16 protein-coding genes, 2 tRNA genes and 1 riboswitch are annotated in these 16,105 nt (G+C 37.5%); of the genes, 9 read left to right on the forward strand and 9 right to left on the reverse strand.

The genetic code is table 11. From position 1 onward, the window contains the following. Positions 1-28: 28 nt before the first annotated feature. Positions 29-116 (reverse strand) — tRNA-Ser (locus G7061_RS07975). Positions 117-185: 69 nt separating this feature from the next. Between G7061_RS07975 and G7061_RS07980 the strand changes: the two genes are divergently transcribed. Next, the gene (locus tag G7061_RS07980; RefSeq protein WP_159641713.1) at positions 186-1,022 is read left to right on the forward strand and encodes a MurR/RpiR family transcriptional regulator; all 837 of its coding nucleotides are present in this window, start codon (positions 186-188) and stop codon (positions 1,020-1,022) included. A gap of 1 nt (position 1,023) precedes the next feature. Here G7061_RS07980 and G7061_RS07985 read toward each other — a convergent pair whose 3' ends face one another. Together G7061_RS07985 and G7061_RS07990 are read right to left on the reverse strand one after the other, a co-directional pair. Beyond that, the gene (locus G7061_RS07985; RefSeq protein ID WP_166083275.1) at positions 1,024-1,815 is read right to left on the reverse strand and encodes a Cof-type HAD-IIB family hydrolase; all 792 of its coding nucleotides are present in this window, start codon (positions 1,813-1,815) and stop codon (positions 1,024-1,026) included. A gap of 62 nt (positions 1,816-1,877) precedes the next feature. Then, complete coding sequence (locus G7061_RS07990; protein ID WP_159633048.1) at positions 1,878-3,263, reverse strand: 6-phospho-beta-glucosidase; 1,386 nt, start codon at positions 3,261-3,263, stop codon at positions 1,878-1,880. 183 nt (positions 3,264-3,446) lie between these two features. Here G7061_RS07990 and G7061_RS07995 point away from each other — a divergent pair, with 183 nt between their 5' ends. Together G7061_RS07995 and G7061_RS08000 are read left to right on the forward strand one after the other, a co-directional pair. After that, on the forward strand, positions 3,447-4,418 hold the full coding sequence (locus tag G7061_RS07995) for a lactonase family protein (protein ID WP_205700091.1): 972 nt from the start codon (positions 3,447-3,449) through the stop codon (positions 4,416-4,418). Further along, positions 4,418-5,311 carry an ROK family protein gene (locus G7061_RS08000; protein ID WP_166120330.1) on the forward strand — a complete coding sequence of 298 codons (894 nt, stop codon included), beginning with the start codon at positions 4,418-4,420 and terminating at the stop codon, positions 5,309-5,311. The genes G7061_RS07995 and G7061_RS08000 overlap by 1 nt, the downstream gene beginning before the upstream one ends. An 8-nt stretch (positions 5,312-5,319) precedes the next feature. Here the strand turns inward: G7061_RS08000 and G7061_RS08005 are convergent, their stop codons facing one another. From G7061_RS08005 to G7061_RS08015, 3 genes are all read right to left on the reverse strand, one after another. Beyond that, the gene (locus G7061_RS08005; RefSeq protein ID WP_166120335.1) at positions 5,320-6,765 is read right to left on the reverse strand and encodes a hypothetical protein; all 1,446 of its coding nucleotides are present in this window, start codon (positions 6,763-6,765) and stop codon (positions 5,320-5,322) included. Between the two features lie 75 nt (positions 6,766-6,840). Beyond that, the gene (locus tag G7061_RS08010; RefSeq protein WP_166120338.1) at positions 6,841-7,674 is read right to left on the reverse strand and encodes a DUF368 domain-containing protein; all 834 of its coding nucleotides are present in this window, start codon (positions 7,672-7,674) and stop codon (positions 6,841-6,843) included. An 84-nt stretch (positions 7,675-7,758) separates the two neighbouring features. Continuing rightward, positions 7,759-8,283, reverse strand: a complete 525-nt coding sequence (locus G7061_RS08015) for a type 1 glutamine amidotransferase domain-containing protein (protein WP_159633059.1) — start codon at positions 8,281-8,283, stop codon at positions 7,759-7,761. A 101-nt stretch (positions 8,284-8,384) separates the two neighbouring features. Between G7061_RS08015 and G7061_RS08020 the strand changes: the two genes are divergently transcribed. The 4 genes from G7061_RS08020 to G7061_RS08035 all read left to right on the forward strand — a co-directional run bounded on the left by G7061_RS08020 (position 8,385) and on the right by G7061_RS08035 (position 10,799). Then, positions 8,385-9,218 carry a deoxyribonuclease IV gene (locus G7061_RS08020; protein WP_159641707.1) on the forward strand — a complete coding sequence of 278 codons (834 nt, stop codon included), beginning with the start codon at positions 8,385-8,387 and terminating at the stop codon, positions 9,216-9,218. A gap of 88 nt (positions 9,219-9,306) precedes the next feature. Continuing rightward, entirely contained in the window at positions 9,307-9,747 is a 441-nt protein-coding gene (locus G7061_RS08025; RefSeq protein WP_159633065.1) for a LytTR family DNA-binding domain-containing protein, read from the forward strand. Then, positions 9,747-10,598 carry a hypothetical protein gene (locus tag G7061_RS08030; protein WP_159641706.1) on the forward strand — a complete coding sequence of 284 codons (852 nt, stop codon included), beginning with the start codon at positions 9,747-9,749 and terminating at the stop codon, positions 10,596-10,598. Before G7061_RS08025 ends, G7061_RS08030 begins: the two co-directional genes overlap by 1 nt. A 117-nt stretch (positions 10,599-10,715) precedes the next feature. After that, positions 10,716-10,799 (forward strand) — tRNA-Leu (locus G7061_RS08035). A 58-nt stretch (positions 10,800-10,857) separates the two neighbouring features. Here G7061_RS08035 and G7061_RS08040 read toward each other — a convergent pair. Then, the gene (locus G7061_RS08040; protein ID WP_166120341.1) at positions 10,858-11,385 is read right to left on the reverse strand and encodes a hypothetical protein; all 528 of its coding nucleotides are present in this window, start codon (positions 11,383-11,385) and stop codon (positions 10,858-10,860) included. 660 nt (positions 11,386-12,045) lie between these two features. Between G7061_RS08040 and G7061_RS08045 the strand changes: the two genes are divergently transcribed. Then, a complete protein-coding gene (locus G7061_RS08045) occupies positions 12,046-12,249 on the forward strand; it encodes a cold-shock protein (protein WP_159633074.1) in 204 nt (67 codons plus the stop codon). 46 nt (positions 12,250-12,295) lie between these two features. Here the strand turns inward: G7061_RS08045 and G7061_RS08050 are convergent, their stop codons facing one another. Both G7061_RS08050 and G7061_RS08055 read right to left on the reverse strand, forming a co-directional pair. Further along, positions 12,296-12,610, reverse strand: coding sequence for an antibiotic biosynthesis monooxygenase (locus tag G7061_RS08050; RefSeq protein WP_166120344.1), 315 nt, complete (start codon positions 12,608-12,610; stop codon positions 12,296-12,298). Positions 12,611-12,792: 182 nt separating this feature from the next. Continuing rightward, the gene (locus tag G7061_RS08055; RefSeq protein ID WP_159641703.1) at positions 12,793-13,986 is read right to left on the reverse strand and encodes a coenzyme F420-0:L-glutamate ligase; all 1,194 of its coding nucleotides are present in this window, start codon (positions 13,984-13,986) and stop codon (positions 12,793-12,795) included. 323 nt (positions 13,987-14,309) lie between these two features. Continuing rightward, a riboswitch (Lysine riboswitch) is annotated at positions 14,310-14,476 on the forward strand. 68 nt (positions 14,477-14,544) lie between these two features. Between G7061_RS08055 and G7061_RS08060 the strand changes: the two genes are divergently transcribed. Continuing rightward, positions 14,545-16,092: an ABC transporter substrate-binding protein/permease gene (locus tag G7061_RS08060; protein WP_166120347.1), complete on the forward strand. Its 1,548-nt coding sequence runs from the start codon at positions 14,545-14,547 to the stop codon at positions 16,090-16,092. Positions 16,093-16,105 lie beyond the last annotated feature (13 nt).

A 16,105-nucleotide genomic window follows, 5' to 3' on the forward strand; every position in this document is an offset into this window, starting at 1 on the left:
CCCACTGTTAAGTGGGTATAATTTCATATGGCGGAGAACATGAGATTCGAACTCACGGAAGCTTGCGCTTCGCCACCTTTCCAAGATGGTGCCTTAAGCCACTCGGCCAATTCTCCAACTGCTTTCTCATTATACATAAATATTCTGGCAAAAACAATGTATAATATAATAAATTGGAGGATATTATGTTATTAATAAACCGAATCCGCGACTTTGATAGATTATCAGAAACTGAAATCAAGATTTCAGAGTATATACTAGCCCACCCCAACGAAGTTATTTCCTTAAGTATTCAACAATTAGCACAGCGAACCTTTACTTCTACCGCAACAATTACGCGTTATTGTAGGAAGATGCAAACGGATGGGTTCACTGATTTTAAAGTACGATTAACCAAAGAATTGAGCACATCGCCACGTGGTCAACGCGTTCGCGATGATTTACCTTTTGATAAGAACGAATCTCCAAACCAAATTCTAGAAAGTATCTTAAACCTGAATTACCAATCGATGCAGGATACTTATAACTCGATTGATCAACAGCAACTAAATCGTGTTGCGATGGCAATTCATCAGTCACCGCACATCTATCTATATGGAACAGGTCAATCATTAATTTTGTGTCAGGATTTCCAGTATAAACTATTCCGCATAGAAAAAGACTGTAACCTCGAGTCAGCTGTCGGCTTTCAGTTTATGAAAACCCACACTCAACCCAAAGACAGTCTCGCTATCGTTATTTCTTACTACGGCACCAGCATCAATAACCTTCGTATCATGACATCACTTAAAGATCGAAACGTTCCGATTGTTTTAATTACCGGGCCAAATGATAATCCTTTAGTTCCACTCGCCGATGAAGTCATTCATGTTGCGCCTCAAGAAGAACTCATGACAAAGATGGCTTCTTTTTCTTCTCGAACAGCAATCCAATTAGTCTTAGACATGATTTATGCACTTGTCTTCTCGTTTGACTATGAAATGAATCAAACACGTATTGAAGACAGTTCAATAATCCGATAGACTATTGTTCTAAAAACTGTGTGATAAATTTGTAAACACCGTTTTCTATATTAGAATCACAATGCATACGCGCAACAGCCTTAACGGAATCTGTTGCGTTTTTTACGGCTACACCTATTTGAGCAGCTTCAATCATTTCGACATCATTATCATTATCACCAAAAGCGACGACATTTTCCATTGTCAAACCATGATTCTCTAAATACCACTGGATGCCTAAAGTCTTATTCACACGCGGATCCATGAATTCGAGAAGATCTGTTGCTGTTTTAACGGCTTTGTAAGCTGGATTTCCTACTTCTTTTGTATAATCAATCAAAGGTTGCAGTGCTTCCGGTGTTCCGTTAACAAGAATTTTTGCCTGTGCTTCTTGGACTGCCAAGGTTACATCACCAACGACAAGGATATTTCGAATTTTCGAATCGTACCCTTCAAATCGTGAACCATCATCGGTATACATTTTATCATTAACCGTTAATGTCGGATTCAAGTTAAACTTGCGGGCATTTTGGATGACCTCTAGTGCCGATACTCTGTCTAATGGATACTGGAAAATTTGCGTTCCATTCGTGAAATCATATGCCTCTGCACCATTTTCAAACACTGCAAAATCAACGAGGTCTTCTAAGTCCTCAATAACTGTTTCTGCTGACATTCTTGGTCTACCTGTAGCAATTCCAAATCGATAGCCGTTCTGTCTTAACATTGTTATAAGACTTCGCGTTTTGCTTGGTAGTTGATGATCTTCGTCAAAAAGTGTTCCATCTAAATCTGATACAAATACTTTAATCATAATATCCCTTTCTAATAAAAAAAACAGTAGGAAGATTCCTACTGTTCGAGTAATAATTTTCCTTATTGAGGAATATATGTAACGCCTTCAGCTTCTAATTTTGCAATAACATCTGCAAATTGTGGAAGGTGATCTTTATGTGCTACTAACATTTCGTTCAATAAATCTTTTGTATAAATTCCGCTTTGTACAAGTGGATTAATATTAAATGCTTGGAGTGCTTTATTGTAATCACCTGAAACAGCTGCTTCAATAACGACCTCTTCCATAGCTTTCATCAATTGAAGTTGACCACGTGCTGCAGGTGGGAATGATCCCCAGTTAAATGGTTCTGCACCGTGTGATGTAATTACTGATGTAACCTCTACTACGCAGTCATATGGTAAATCAGTTACTGTGCCATTGTTTTGTGTACTTACGGTCATAACGGTACGTGAATCATTATGAATTGATGAAATGATTTCACATGCAGCGTCTGAATAGTGAGCACCACCGCGTTTTGTAAGTTGTTCTGGTTTATAATCCAAGTTTGGATCCTTGTAGAGTTCAAAGAGTTCTTCTTCGGTTGCCTTAACAGTTTCCGCACGTGTTTTATGATCTTTATAGTTTTGTTGATTTTCTGCCAACATTTCGCGTTCTACATAATAGTAACGGTGGTAAGGACATGGCAATAATCCCAAGTCTGCAAGTTGTTCGTAGCTATAATTAATATTTGCAATATTTGCAACTTCTGCTTGCTTGCTCTTTGCGTATTCACTTTCTGGGTTATAGAATGCATTAATTAGTTCAGATGTAACTTCGCTTCCATCCTTATCCCACACACGATGCCAGTGGAAATGGTTTAGACCCGCAAATTTTTCAAAGAGAATACTTGCGTCTTTATCATATCCCATTGCTTCGTGGTTCATTTTTGTTGCACCGACTGGAATGTTGCACAATCCAATCGTACGTTCCCATCCACCTACTTTGATTGCTGCTTCAGTAACAATACCTGCTGGGTTTGTGAAATCGATTAACCATGCTTTGGGAGCTAATTCTCGCATATCTTTGATAATATCAAGAATGACAGGAATCGTACGGAATGCTTTAAAAATTCCTCCAGCACCATTTGTTTCTTGACCTAGGAGTCCATATTTACCTGGAATACGTTCATCTTTAACACGAGCTTCCAATTGACCAACACGGAATTGTGTCGTGACAAAATCAGCATCTTTTAATGCTTCGCGTCGGTCTGTTGTTAAGAAAACTTTCCAGTCAAGACCTGCAGCTTTGACCATTCGTTGTGCCATTGCTCCAACGATTTCCAATTTTTCACGTCCTGCCTCAACGTCTACTAACCACAATTCACTAATATCTAATTTATCCTGACGGTTGATAAACCCTTCCATAAGTTCTGGGGTATAACTTGAGCCACCACCGATTGTAACAATTTTAAGTTTCTTACTCATACAATTGTCCTCCTGTATTTACTGATATTGTACCTACAAATTTTCTACTTTTCAATTTATTGTGATAAATGGTCACAGGTTTTCACATATCATTGTTTTTTTACGTTGGTTATGAAAATAATTACCATGATTCGCTTTTATAGATTCTATGGTATCATGATAAAAAGGAGATTGATTATAATCATGCAAAAAATACTAATCGGTACATATACACGACGCATTAGCGAGGGTATCTACAGCATTGACCTCAATGAAGATACAAAAAAATTAGAGAATTTAAACCTGGTTGCTCCAGCACAAAACCCAACCTATCTTGATTTTGATGCTAATACTGGGAAACTATACAGTGTTCATCAAGAAGATTCTTTGGGCGGAATTGCTGTTTGGGATTTTGACGGTACCCATGCAACTCTAGACTACACACGAATGACAGAAGGTGTCCAACCGTGCTACGTTCGCTATCATGACACTGAAAAATCAATTTACGAAGCGAATTATCATGCCGGTTCGATAACCGTAACTCACAATAAGATTGAAGATAAAGTAATCCGTTACCAAGATGGTGCGCATGCTCATTACATTGACTACGATCCTAAAACCGATGATGTCTTTGTTTGTGATTTAGGAAATGATACAGTTCATAAATACCGTTTAATGAATGAAATCGCGACCTATAAAACGGCAACCGGAATGGGACCTCGACATATTGCATTCCATCCAACACAGCCTGTTCTTTATATCTTTGGTGAATTGAACAGTACCATTGACGTTGTGCAAGATGATGATTTTGATCTTATCCATTTACAAACAATTTCGACGCTTCCTGAAACATCGATTGAAAGCTTCGGTGCAGCTATTCGTATTTCAAAAGACGGAAACTATGTTTATGCATCAAATCGCGGTCATGACTCAATCGCTATTTTTAAAGTTAATGAAGATTTTACATTAACTTTCTTAAACACTGTTTCAACAGAGGGAAAACATCCACGTGACTTTAACTTAAGTCTGGATGATCGTTTCTTAGTCGTAGCAAACTTACACACAGACAATCTCACACTCTTTGACCGCGACCCCGAAACAGGACTCCTTTCTTTAGCTGAGAAAGACATTCATGCGCCTGAACCAGTTAGTGTTTTATTTATCAATACCAAGTAATGTTACTTAGCATTGACATTGGTGGCACATTTATAAAGTTTGCGCGTCTTACTGAAAATTACGCAATGCAAGCATCCTGGATCATAGATACATTCGCACTGACGGATGCCACAGTTTTTTATGATTCCCTAGTTGCTAATATGGGGAATCTACAAGACGTCAAACAGATCGCGATTTGTCTACCAGGTATTGTTTCTGATACCTACGACATCCTTTCCAAGGCATCCCCTCGAGTGAGATCATTGTATGACACAAATGTCGCGCATGAAATTACCAAACGAACCGGCTTAACGGTTTTTGCATGTAATGATGCGTATGCAGCTGCAATGGGTGAATTTCATTTTGGTTCACTCAAAAACACTAGCAGTTCATTTACCTATATTATTGGAACTGCGGTTGGTGGTTGTTTTATGATTGGTGATTCGATTCAGAAAGGCACCGACAATTATGCTGCCAACATCTCTATGATGCCGCTATCTTTTAACGAAGATAAACCAATATGGACCTATACGCGTTGTTCCGCAAGTGCACTTTATCATCGTTACCATGCATATTCAAAACGTCCACTGCCTTCTGCTAAGGCAATCATCGAGGCTGCAGAAATAAACGACGATGCAGCTCACGTTGTTGACCAGTGGATCGCTGATATTGCACATTCCTTACTTCAGGTGAGTATAGCATATAACCCGCAACATATCTCAATTGGTGGTGGTGTTTCGAATAACTCATGCCTTGTGCAACGCATTGAGTACGCTTATCTTGAAATCGTGCAACAGTATTTCCATACACCACCACTCAGTACAAAAATTGTACGATTTCAAAATCCACAACATGCACATTTGCTTGGTGTTGCTTATTTGGCCAATCAGAAAAAAACAACGTCAGAAATTTGACGTTGTTTTTATTTGCATGAGAATCCAACGTTTCGTAATGGATCTACGACTGACTCTTTTTTCTCTTGCGTTGCTTGCGTACCTTTAATAACTACGGAATCTTGTTGAACCTTGCCATTCAAAGACGTGATGTTTGTAAAGTGATAACTTGTGTATTTTTTTATAGGACCTGCCTCGGCATCTTGCTCAAATTCAAATATAAATACTAACGATCCATTCGAATAATTTTCAAAATTTTCATTTGTTGTAATTGTATCTGTATAGCAAGTATTTACAACTTTGAAGTTTCGAGCATCTTCTTGACCCGTTTTATAATCTGATTCAATACCAAGTTGCGCCTGTTGTTTCATCATATCAAGTGTATCAATATCTCCAATGGTTCGTGGTGTTTCGACTAAGCCCTGAATCGTAATTGTTTTGGTTTCAGATAATAAGGTCACATCCTGCTGTTGAAGTGCCTTTCGAGTCTGATTTGGAATATCTAATTCTAATAGAAGAGTATCACCGTTTCGATATTTTTTTGTCTCAATTGGTTTAACCTTAATCTGTTTTAGAATTGTATTTTGCGTGTCATCAACATTATCAAATATAGGGTCGATGGTTGTGTTTACGGCAATTAAATCACCTTCTGTTATATAGGAAACACTGACATTCTCGAAGAAATCAATGGTATTATCGTCCGTCAAGCCTGTGACAGTCAGCGTTTGTGATCCCAACTTAAGATTGTAGCGGTGTTCCTTTAATATTTCAATTTGGGAATCATCGGGGGCAATTTTTATCGAAACAACATCGCCATTTTTCAAGTTTTCATTTGGTGTAATTTCAACCTTGACTGCCTTTAAAACTTCTTTTACCGGATCGGGTCCATCAAAAATCATTGCTTCACGATTATCGACATAGTGACCTGCACCATTTGAACCAGTCAATGAAATTGTTCGAAGTGATAAGAAATCTAATTGTTTTTCATTCATGTATTGATTCCAAAAAATGTAGCCACCACCAGCGATGACTGTCATTATAATTAAACTTAGGATAACCGGAATAATATTCCGTTTTTCTGTATGTTGCTCCTGCTTTCGATTCCTTGATTCTTTTTCAACACTGTCCTTAAATCTATCTTTCTCTTTGGATTGAGAATCTTCCTTTGGCTTTCGTTTTGATTGGTGTTTTTGCTTGCGCTTTTTCGACTTACCATTTGAGTGACTCGACGAAGTTCTTTCAGAATTATTTTCTTTTGAATTGCTTATAGATTCTTTAGATACATCTTCTGATTCCTGTTCAAAGTGTTCACCCTCTATCATTTCAAGGTTCATCTCATCCGCTAGTTCTTGCGAGTCCTTCCCCAGTATATTATCTTCTGTATTGGTATCGATAGTTTCACGACTATCTTTTTTATTGTCTTGCATCCATGCAACCTCCATGTTTACAGTTCTATTATTTATTGTAGAATTCATCTTAGCATCTTTCAATGGCGTTAACACTTACTCACATGAGTTCACACGAAAAAAGCAATTGCTTGCTACAATTGCTTACATTTCTGAGGCTTCCTCGAGTTTCAACGCAGTTTTTTTGAACCGCATCACACATACAAAACCGATAATTGCGACTCCAATGGCTATCATGCCTTCTGGTAATGATTGAATACCAAGTTCCTTAACAATTCCATAGACTGATCCTAAAACGAGTCCATAAATAATCTTGTAGATAAGGTTGGGATAATTCTGTAGTGCTGAATCAATCAGCGTTGTAAATAAGACTACCCCAATAAGAATACCAATAATGAGGGGTAACAAAAACATAAAATCCAAGGTTGAGATTGCTCGTAAGGTACGCTCATACAAACCAAACACCAACAACAAATATGACGTCGAAAGTCCTGGAAGGATTAGTGCAACAGAAATTGGAATACCGATTATGATAAGTTGAAGCCAATTTTGAAGCGATAGATTAGCGTCTACCTGAATCGTAAGAGACGGTAAGAAGTAAACACCTGCCGTCAACAGAATGCCTATTAGATACGGAATGAGACTTTTGATTGATTTTACTTTGTTTGTAATCTGTTTATCAATCTCTATGAGACCACTTAAAATTACCCCTAAGAAAAACGACATTGTGAGTGTATTAAAATTGATCAGCAGGTAATCAATAACACCTGCGAACGCGAGAATACCCAGACCAATCCCCAATGTCATAACAAGATAATATTTGAGGCGATATGCACGAAAATGCAAGAGTTCGTTAAGAGCATGCACTGCATCATCGAAAACATTCAATATTAACATCATCGTTCCGCCACTCAGTCCGGGTATTAAAAATGAAACGCCAATAAGAACGCCTTTTATAATTGTAATTGCGAATGTCATAATCCACCTCATTTCTAATTCATTATACGGTGGATTGCTCTGACATAGACTATCATTATCGTAAGAAAACTCTCTTTCGAGAGTTTACTGTTTTTTTAGCGCTTCAATTACAAGTGGCAAATAGATATGCAAATCTGGGGGGCGACGCCCGGATATAACATGACCATCCGCAACTGCTGGTTCATCTACCCATGTTGCTCCAGCATACATTAAATCATGTTTAATTCCCGGCGTACTTGTTACCGTTTTTCCTTCAAGAATTCCGGCTGAAGATAAAACCCAGCCTGCATGGCAAATTTGACCGATGACGCGTTTTTCTTTATCCATGTAACGAATAAACTCAAGAACAGAGTCTAAACGTCTTAAGTAGTCGGGAGCCCAACCTCCAGGCACCAAAATACCATCATACTGAGTAATATCAACTTCATCGAATGATAGGTTGGATACTACAGATAGGCCATACTTCCCTTTATACGTTGTATCGGCATGCTCACCTGCAATATCTACATGAGCACCTGCTTCACGAAGTCGAATAATCGGATACCAAAGTTCCAAATCATCGTAGTCTGGGCTTACGATTGTTAGAACGCGTTTTCCATTTAATTCCATGCGACACCTCTTTCTATATTCACTTGTTATTATATCATAGTATTCTCACATACTCTCGCAAGACGAATATGATAGAATAAATACATCATTAGGAGGTTCTTATGTTTTATATAGGAAGTCATTTATCATTTTCAAAAGGTTATGAAGGTTTAGGAAAAGAAGCCTTGAACATTGGAGCGAATACATTCCAATTCTTTACCCGTAGTCCCCGTGGTGGTAAAGCGAAACCACTCGATTTAGATGATGTTGCGAAACTCAATGCCATTATTGAAGCGAACGATTTTAAACATATATTGGCACATGCACCCTACACTTTGAATGCGTGCAGCGATAAGCCACACACACGAGAATATGCTGAGGAAGTAATGCGGGATGATATTTATCGTATGAGTTTTATCAAAGGGAGTCTTTATAACTTCCATCCCGGAAGTCATGTTGGTCAAGGGGTTGAGCCCGCAGTTGTTATGATTTCAGATATGCTCAATCGAGTACTTGATCCAAACCAAGAAACAATTGTGCTACTCGAAACAATGGCAGGTAAAGGTTCTGAAGTTGGACGCACATTTGAGGAGCTCAAAGAAATTATTGACCGTGTGGAAGTCAAAGAAAAACTCGGCGTTTGCTGGGACACATGTCACCTCTATGATGCAGGTTATGATCTCGTCAACGATCTTGATGGAGTTATCGCAGAATTTGACCGCATTATCGGTTTGAACAAACTTCACGCAATACATATTAACGATAGCAAAAATCCATTTAAATCGCATAAAGACCGTCATGAAAAAATTGGTCAAGGGTCACTTGGTTTGGATGCCTTTGTAAATATTATAAATCATCCCAAACTACGCCATTTGCCATTTTACTTAGAAACACCACAGGACGATAACGATGGTTACCGTCAAGAAATTGAATTACTCCGTCAAAACCGAAAATAATGCAACTTAACGCATGTATCTTTCATCTTACCGGATTTACCACATTATTTAACATTTTTTTGCTACGATACACATAGAGGAGGCAGACATGAAAATTCGAATCATTGAAAATCCAGAATTAGCAGATGATGACGTGATTGTCGAATGTCATGCGCTGACTTCTGAGATTCAAAGTTGGATTCAAAAGTTTCATACAGAAGCAATCGTCGTATCTAGTGATGATCGTGATGTAACACTCAACACAGATGACGTTCTATTCTTTGAAACTGAGGCAGAGAGTGTTTTCGCTCATACGAGTCGAGATTCTTACCGAACACGATATCGTTTGTATGAATTGGAAGATAAATTACCCAATACATTTGTAAGAATATCTAAATCAGCCATTGTGAATATTAATCATGTGGCAGCGATTGAACGAAACATTACCTCTGCACGGTCCATTCAGTTCTTTGACTCTCACAAAATAGTGTACGTATCACGTATGTACTTCCCAAATGTGAAAAAGCATTTGGACGAAAGGAGCTTATAATGAAAAGAAAAAGCGGTAGTCTTTACTGGGGTTTCTTCTTCATAGTTATTTCGGTTGTTATTTTTGGATCCGCATTTAACCTTTTTGAAGTAGGAAACAGTATTTTTAGAATTATTGTAACAGCAATGCTGGTTGCATTTGCAATTAGCAATTTGAAGGATTTAAATTATGGTGGAATTATTATGCCACTTATCATTGCTTTTGCCTTAAATGATGATCTCTTCTATTTTAGAGGAAACATCTGGTGGCTCATTTGGGGTGGTATCTTCCTAAGTATCGGATTACATTCCCTTTTCCCAAGAAAAAAGCACAACTTTGAGTTCTTCAGTGAAACTTATGATGCACCAAAATCCGACTATAATCGTCGCGACTTCAACGATGATGATATCATTGACGTTGAGGTAAACGTTGAAAATGGAGATGGTAGCAAGCAAAATTTCACCTTTAGTTCTGACGGAACCAAAGAAGGCACAAACTTCAACAAAGAAAACAATCACGAAAAGCAATATGACGCACGTCAGGACTTTATAAGAATGGAAGCAACCTTCACTGACCGCACACGTTATGTTCGCTCAGAGAACTTTACAGACGGATCAGTCGAGTGTAACTTCGCATCATTACGCGTATACTTTGATCAAGCAAAATTTAATCCTAATGGATCACACCTAAATATCGATTGTAATTTTGGACAAATTGTCCTCTACATTCCTCATACTGTGAATGTAATTAACAACGTCACAACAACCCTTGGTGGTATATCAGATTCAACACATCATATGCCACAATCGGGTCCAACATTAACACTCAATGGAGACGTTTCATTCGGTAATTTGAAGATCTATTATATCTAATTAAAGGCGGAAAATATCCGCCTTTAATTATTTTAACTTTTATGTTAAAACCTATTGCGCTTTTGTAAAATGAATGTTATTATCTATAGGCACTAAGGAATTAAATACAGCAAACATGCGGATGTGGTGAAATTGGCAGACACACTAGACTTAGGATCTAGCGCCTTGTGCATGGGGGTTCGAGTCCCTTCATCCGCACCATAAATTTTAAAACAAAGAACCAATTTCGAGGTTCTTTTTATTTAGTTCACGAAAATAATTAATTAAGCTTACAATAAATCACCAAAGTGGTGGTCACTTCGCGTAACATAAGTAATCCAAGCACAGGGAGTACGTTCCCATCATAAATCTGGTACAACACCACAAAAAAGAAAAGACTATCCAGAAATATTAAAACAATAATCCGAAACCAGACGTTTCCTCTAAAATCTTTGTATTTTGTCGTTCCGTCTGAAAATAAGAGAATATCAAGACATGCCCTTAACAACATTAAAAAGATTATCTTCATATCTTCAAAGCTAAATACTGTCGACAAAATGAAATAGAATAAGACTTGATCAAGTGCGATTGCAAATGCAGTAACAAAGGGCTTTCTTGACGTATCTGAATCTTGGTTATTATGTAATGCAGAATTTCTCAAAATGATAAATCCTGCTCTTAAGATGAGCATTAAAACCACTGCAGCAGAGTCATCGTACTTAACACTACTCAAAACTATATAGAAGAATGAAATATCAAAAGCAATGATAATGCTGTCACGATAGTTTCTTATTATATTTTTTACCATTCTCTTCCCTCTAATACCTTAGTACACCCATATATCTGCATTATAGCAGTGTCTTCCATCTTTTTTTGATATGTACGATTAGGTTGATGATTTTATCGCCTAGATCGCACCTTCGGTTATTAAATGGCTAACCTGCGCATTTTGGTGTTTAGGTTGTAGAAAAAACTCCAATCAATAATGATACCATTATAGTAGGAAGGTACTTTGTATGAATAAACACTCTAAATTTACACTATTATTGTTAATTGGCGGCCTTTATTTACTCGGTCACCTATTTCCTGACTTCTATACTGTATTCACAACATTCGTCTTTTGGAGTTGTATTGTTTTCGCAGTCATCTACATTATTTCGGCCATTCGCCTGCAAATGAGATTAAAACACTACAAACGCTTCGAGGAGTAGTTTCCAAACTTCTATAGCATTCCAAAATATATACAATAATTTGCAAAATAGTTGTGAAGATTGATTTCGTTTGAACGTTTCCATGCTATATTTTAGACATATGATGTATTCCTAAATTATGTCTTGTCACCTACCGGAAAATCATTTGACAAACCATAGGTATTATCCTATGATTATACTAGAAATAAGAACTCAACGTTTATATAATGTCTATTATTAAACTGTTTAAACCTTATTCTAGACAGGAGGCACTATATATGGAAACAGGTAAAGTTAAATTCTTTAATGCTGAAAAAGGTTTCGGTTTCATCACAAATGATACAGATAACCAAGACGTGTTCGTACACTTCTCAGCTATCGAATCAACAGGATACAAAACTTTAAACGAAGGACAAGCAGTTAGCTTCGACATCGTTGAAGGACAACGTGGTCCTCAAGCAAGTAACGTAAGACCGTTATAATGACAAAAGCTCTCACAATTAGTTGTGAGAGCTTTTTATTTCTTACCTATTGACTCCATTCATCCGTAACTTCGAAATGCGTAGCACTGTACTTCAAGATTTTGGGATTCGGTGTTCTTTTTTTATGAGACTGTAAGTGCGCATCACTTTTCTTGAAATTCATAAATGCTTCCTTACTTTCCCAAGTAAACGAGATAACAACTAAATCATAATCTGGATTGCTTGAGTTTAGTCCCATTTCGATTGATTCAAATCCAGGTAATCCTTTAACAATTGAGTTTTCCATAAAATTTGTCATATGGATTTGACTGTAATCTTTAGTGACTTCAAAGCGTTTAATTTCTTTGTATTTATGTAACATCGTTGATCCTCCTATTATTTGATTATACTCTTTATTATTTTATCTTTTAACCCGTAAACACCAAGGTAAATCGCTTGACCTTTTTGTCCATGTGAGATATTATATCAATGCACTCAACGTGCACAGTTTATTACACACACATGCTAGAAAGCCCTGGATCCCCATCCAGGGCTTTCTGTATGTTACTCGTCTGAAAGATTATCGAAATAACCTTGAACAAATACGATCGGGGTTCCTTTGTCACCCGAGCCACTTGTGAGATCACATAGTGACCCAACGAGGTCTACGATACGACGTGGTGTCGTTCCCTGCGCAGCCATTTGGCCAACAAGGTCATCGCCTTTTTCTTTGATTGAAGCTTCGATAGCTTCTTTAAGAGCCTCACCTGTTAAATCTTTAAAATCATTATCTGCTAAATACTTGAGTTTCAATTCATTAGGTGTTCCCTCAAGTCCTTTTGTATATGCAGGAGCAACAGTAGGATCCGCTAGTTCCCAAATTTTACCCATTGGATCTTTGAATGCACCATCTCCATAAACCATGACTTCCACATGTTTTCCAGTTGCTTCAAGCATACGTTTTTGGATGTCTTCAACAAGCCCAAAACTATTATGTGGGAATAACTTAACAGAATCTTCTGTTGATTTGTTTGACCCTAAAAGACCAAACTCAGCATTGTATCCACTTCCATCAACACTCTCAGTCAATATATCATCTAAACCAAGAACGAGTTCTGCACCTTCACGTTTTAAGATACGTTTGGTACGTGCACGTGAATGAATGTCACAAGCCAGAACATGCTTTGTATAATTTAAGATTGTCTCACAGCGATTTGAGAATACAATTTCAACTTCTGCACCTTCTGCTTCAATTATTTCACCGTAATATGCAACATAATCTACACCAGTAAATGAATGTTTGTTTTCGCCAAATAATGCGCGATATTGCTCCAGTGTCAAAACATCACTATAAGGATTAACTCCAGCTTCATCTAATTGATCAAGCGTAACCAATTCGTTACCGACTTCATCGGATGGAAAACTGAGCATGAGCACAACTTTTTTTACACCTTGTGCAACTCCTTTGAGTAACATTGAAAAACGGTTTCGTGATAAGATTGGAAAAATTACTCCAATTGTATCTGTTCCAAACTTGGTTCGGATATCCTTTGCAATCGCATCTACATCAGCGTAGTTACCTTGAGCACGCGCTACAATTGATTCTGTCATCGCAATAATGTCACGATCACGAACCTCAAAATTATCACTCTTGCTTGCTTCGAGGATGCTTTGTGTTACGATCGACGCTAAGTCATCTCCTTCTCGAATAATTGGACCACGAATTCCACGTGAGACTGTACCAACTTTTCTTCCCATGTTAGTATACCTTCCTTTTCTTTTTTCATAGAAACAGTATTTATACTGAGAACAGATGTTCTTGTTCCTGTACTATTCTATCATGTGTGGGATTGATATGAAAGAACGACTTGAAGATGTAACAAATTTCATGAATTGGATACGCTTTCTTATCTGAATTATTGTTCAAAGATAACATTTTCAAAATATCTATTTATATTCAGGTTAAAAATGTGTCTATTAAGAAGGGGTCTTTCAATGAAAAACTCTGAAACAAACAACTTAATATTGAAAAACCATCATTATGCTTGACTATCTTTACATTAAACGGTATGGTTAATGAAATTGAATATAGAGGTAGCGGTGCATCAGAGTATGAAGTCGAGTAGGTATACGTTGACGCTTCAGAAAGGTAACCATCGCCGAATAGATTAATTAGACATAATTAACCTATGGGGTTAGTGAAAATATCACTATCACTCGATCCATTCGGATTGGCACTATGAAACTAAAACTCTAGCCAACCGCTAGAGTTTTTTTATTCCCCCAACCATCATTCAATTTGATAGGAGGATTACTATGAGAAGGATAGTAACAGTATTTGCTGTAATGCTTCTGGTATTAGTTGGTTGTGGTGTAAAACCAACAGATCGGGAAACATTTACAGTTGGTATGGAGTGTGGTTATGCACCGTATAACTGGACTCAATCAGAATCAAATGATTCTGCAGTTGCGATTGATGGCAACCAGTTTTGTGAAGGATATGATGTCCAAATTGCAAAACGTGTAGCAGCATCAATGGATAAAGAATTGGTGATTCGTAAGACGAGTTGGGATGGATTGATCCTTTCCCTTCAAACCGGAGAGATTGATGCAATCATTGCGGGAATGTCTCCAACCGATGAGCGTAAAAAAGAAGTTGCGTTTAGCAATGTCTATTATCTTGATGACGAAACTGCATTTGGTATTGTCGTCAAACGGGATGGCCCCTTTAGCCAAGGAAAAACCTTAAAAGACTTCGAAAATGCGCGTGTGTCTGCGCAAGTCGGTACATTCCACACTGAATTATTGGAACAACTTGAGAATATTGATGCAGCACAAGCCATGAAAGATTTTCCAACAATGACAGTTGCCCTACAATCTGGAGAATTAGATGGATTTGTTGCTGATAGTGGTACTGGCGACCGTATTAATGCAACTAATAAAGACTTGATGTATATCCAGTTGGATGGACCTGAAGGATATACGGTCACTGAATCAATGGCTGGGGTTGCTATTGGTCTTCGTAAAGATGATACCCAACTTCTAAATGAAGTTAATGATGCACTCGCTCTTATTTCCCGTGACACACAAAAAGATTTGATGAATACAGCGGTGAATGCAGGAGATTTTTCAACTGGAAATTTCTTTGAACAAGTAATGACCATTTTATCGCATAATTATCCAGCTTTAATTCGTGGAACACTTACCACTATTGGGATTTCGTTTACCGCAACATTGATTGGATTTATTATTGGACTTCTCGTTGCAATTTCACGAAACACAAAAGTTACGAATGCAATTGCCTCAGTCTATATTACCGTCTTCCGTGGAACCCCAATGATGGTACAAGCATTAGTCTTCTATTATGGAATTTCAATGATGTTTACAGGATTCCGTTGGTCTAACTTACCAATGGGTAACATACTTGCAGGGATTATCATTGTAAGCATCAATACCGGTGCTTATATGGCTGAAACTATGCGAAGTGGTATTCAAGCCATTGATGATGGACAGTTTGAAGCAGCTAAAAGCCTTGGCTTTACGCGCTGGGAGACAATGCGTCACATTATCTTGCCACAAGCAATTAGAAATGCAATCCCAGCATTAGGTAATGAATTAATCGTTAATGTTAAAGATACATCCGTTCTTAATGTTATTGCAGTAACCGAACTTTTCTTCGTTTCAAATGGAATTGCATCTACGACGTATCAAGTATTCCAAACATTCACGATTACGACAGTAATCTATTTAGTTCTAACTACATTCTTAACGCTATTACTTCGCTTTATCGAATTGAAACTTGATAAAACAAAAACTGAGGCAAGTAGCTATCCATCATCAATTACTGATGGACAAAATATATAGAAAGCAGGTAATC

Origin of the sequence: Erysipelothrix sp. HDW6B, assembly GCF_011301115.1 — a bacterium.
Taxonomy (GTDB): domain Bacteria; phylum Bacillota_I; class Bacilli_A; order Erysipelotrichales; family Erysipelotrichaceae; genus Erysipelothrix; species Erysipelothrix anatis.

Excerpts from the sequence above, each read along its gene's own strand:
- G7061_RS07980 (WP_159641713.1), top strand. The coding sequence starts at position 186 with ATGTTATTAATAAACCGAATCCGCGACTTTGATAGATTATCAGAAACT.
- G7061_RS07985 (WP_166083275.1), bottom strand. The coding sequence starts at position 1,815 with ATGATTAAAGTATTTGTATCAGATTTAGATGGAACACTTTTTGACGAA.
- G7061_RS07990 (WP_159633048.1), bottom strand. The coding sequence starts at position 3,263 with ATGAGTAAGAAACTTAAAATTGTTACAATCGGTGGTGGCTCAAGTTAT.
- G7061_RS07995 (WP_205700091.1), top strand. The coding sequence starts at position 3,447 with ATGCAAAAAATACTAATCGGTACATATACACGACGCATTAGCGAGGGT.
- G7061_RS08000 (WP_166120330.1), top strand. The coding sequence starts at position 4,418 with ATGTTACTTAGCATTGACATTGGTGGCACATTTATAAAGTTTGCGCGT.
- G7061_RS08005 (WP_166120335.1), bottom strand. The coding sequence starts at position 6,765 with ATGAATTCTACAATAAATAATAGAACTGTAAACATGGAGGTTGCATGG.
- G7061_RS08010 (WP_166120338.1), bottom strand. The coding sequence starts at position 7,674 with ATGACATTCGCAATTACAATTATAAAAGGCGTTCTTATTGGCGTTTCA.
- G7061_RS08015 (WP_159633059.1), bottom strand. The coding sequence starts at position 8,283 with ATGGAATTAAATGGAAAACGCGTTCTAACAATCGTAAGCCCAGACTAC.
- G7061_RS08020 (WP_159641707.1), top strand. The coding sequence starts at position 8,385 with ATGTTTTATATAGGAAGTCATTTATCATTTTCAAAAGGTTATGAAGGT.
- G7061_RS08025 (WP_159633065.1), top strand. The coding sequence starts at position 9,307 with ATGAAAATTCGAATCATTGAAAATCCAGAATTAGCAGATGATGACGTG.
- G7061_RS08030 (WP_159641706.1), top strand. The coding sequence starts at position 9,747 with ATGAAAAGAAAAAGCGGTAGTCTTTACTGGGGTTTCTTCTTCATAGTT.
- G7061_RS08040 (WP_166120341.1), bottom strand. The coding sequence starts at position 11,385 with ATGGTAAAAAATATAATAAGAAACTATCGTGACAGCATTATCATTGCT.
- G7061_RS08045 (WP_159633074.1), top strand. The coding sequence starts at position 12,046 with ATGGAAACAGGTAAAGTTAAATTCTTTAATGCTGAAAAAGGTTTCGGT.
- G7061_RS08050 (WP_166120344.1), bottom strand. The coding sequence starts at position 12,610 with ATGTTACATAAATACAAAGAAATTAAACGCTTTGAAGTCACTAAAGAT.
- G7061_RS08055 (WP_159641703.1), bottom strand. The coding sequence starts at position 13,986 with ATGGGAAGAAAAGTTGGTACAGTCTCACGTGGAATTCGTGGTCCAATT.
- G7061_RS08060 (WP_166120347.1), top strand. The coding sequence starts at position 14,545 with ATGAGAAGGATAGTAACAGTATTTGCTGTAATGCTTCTGGTATTAGTT.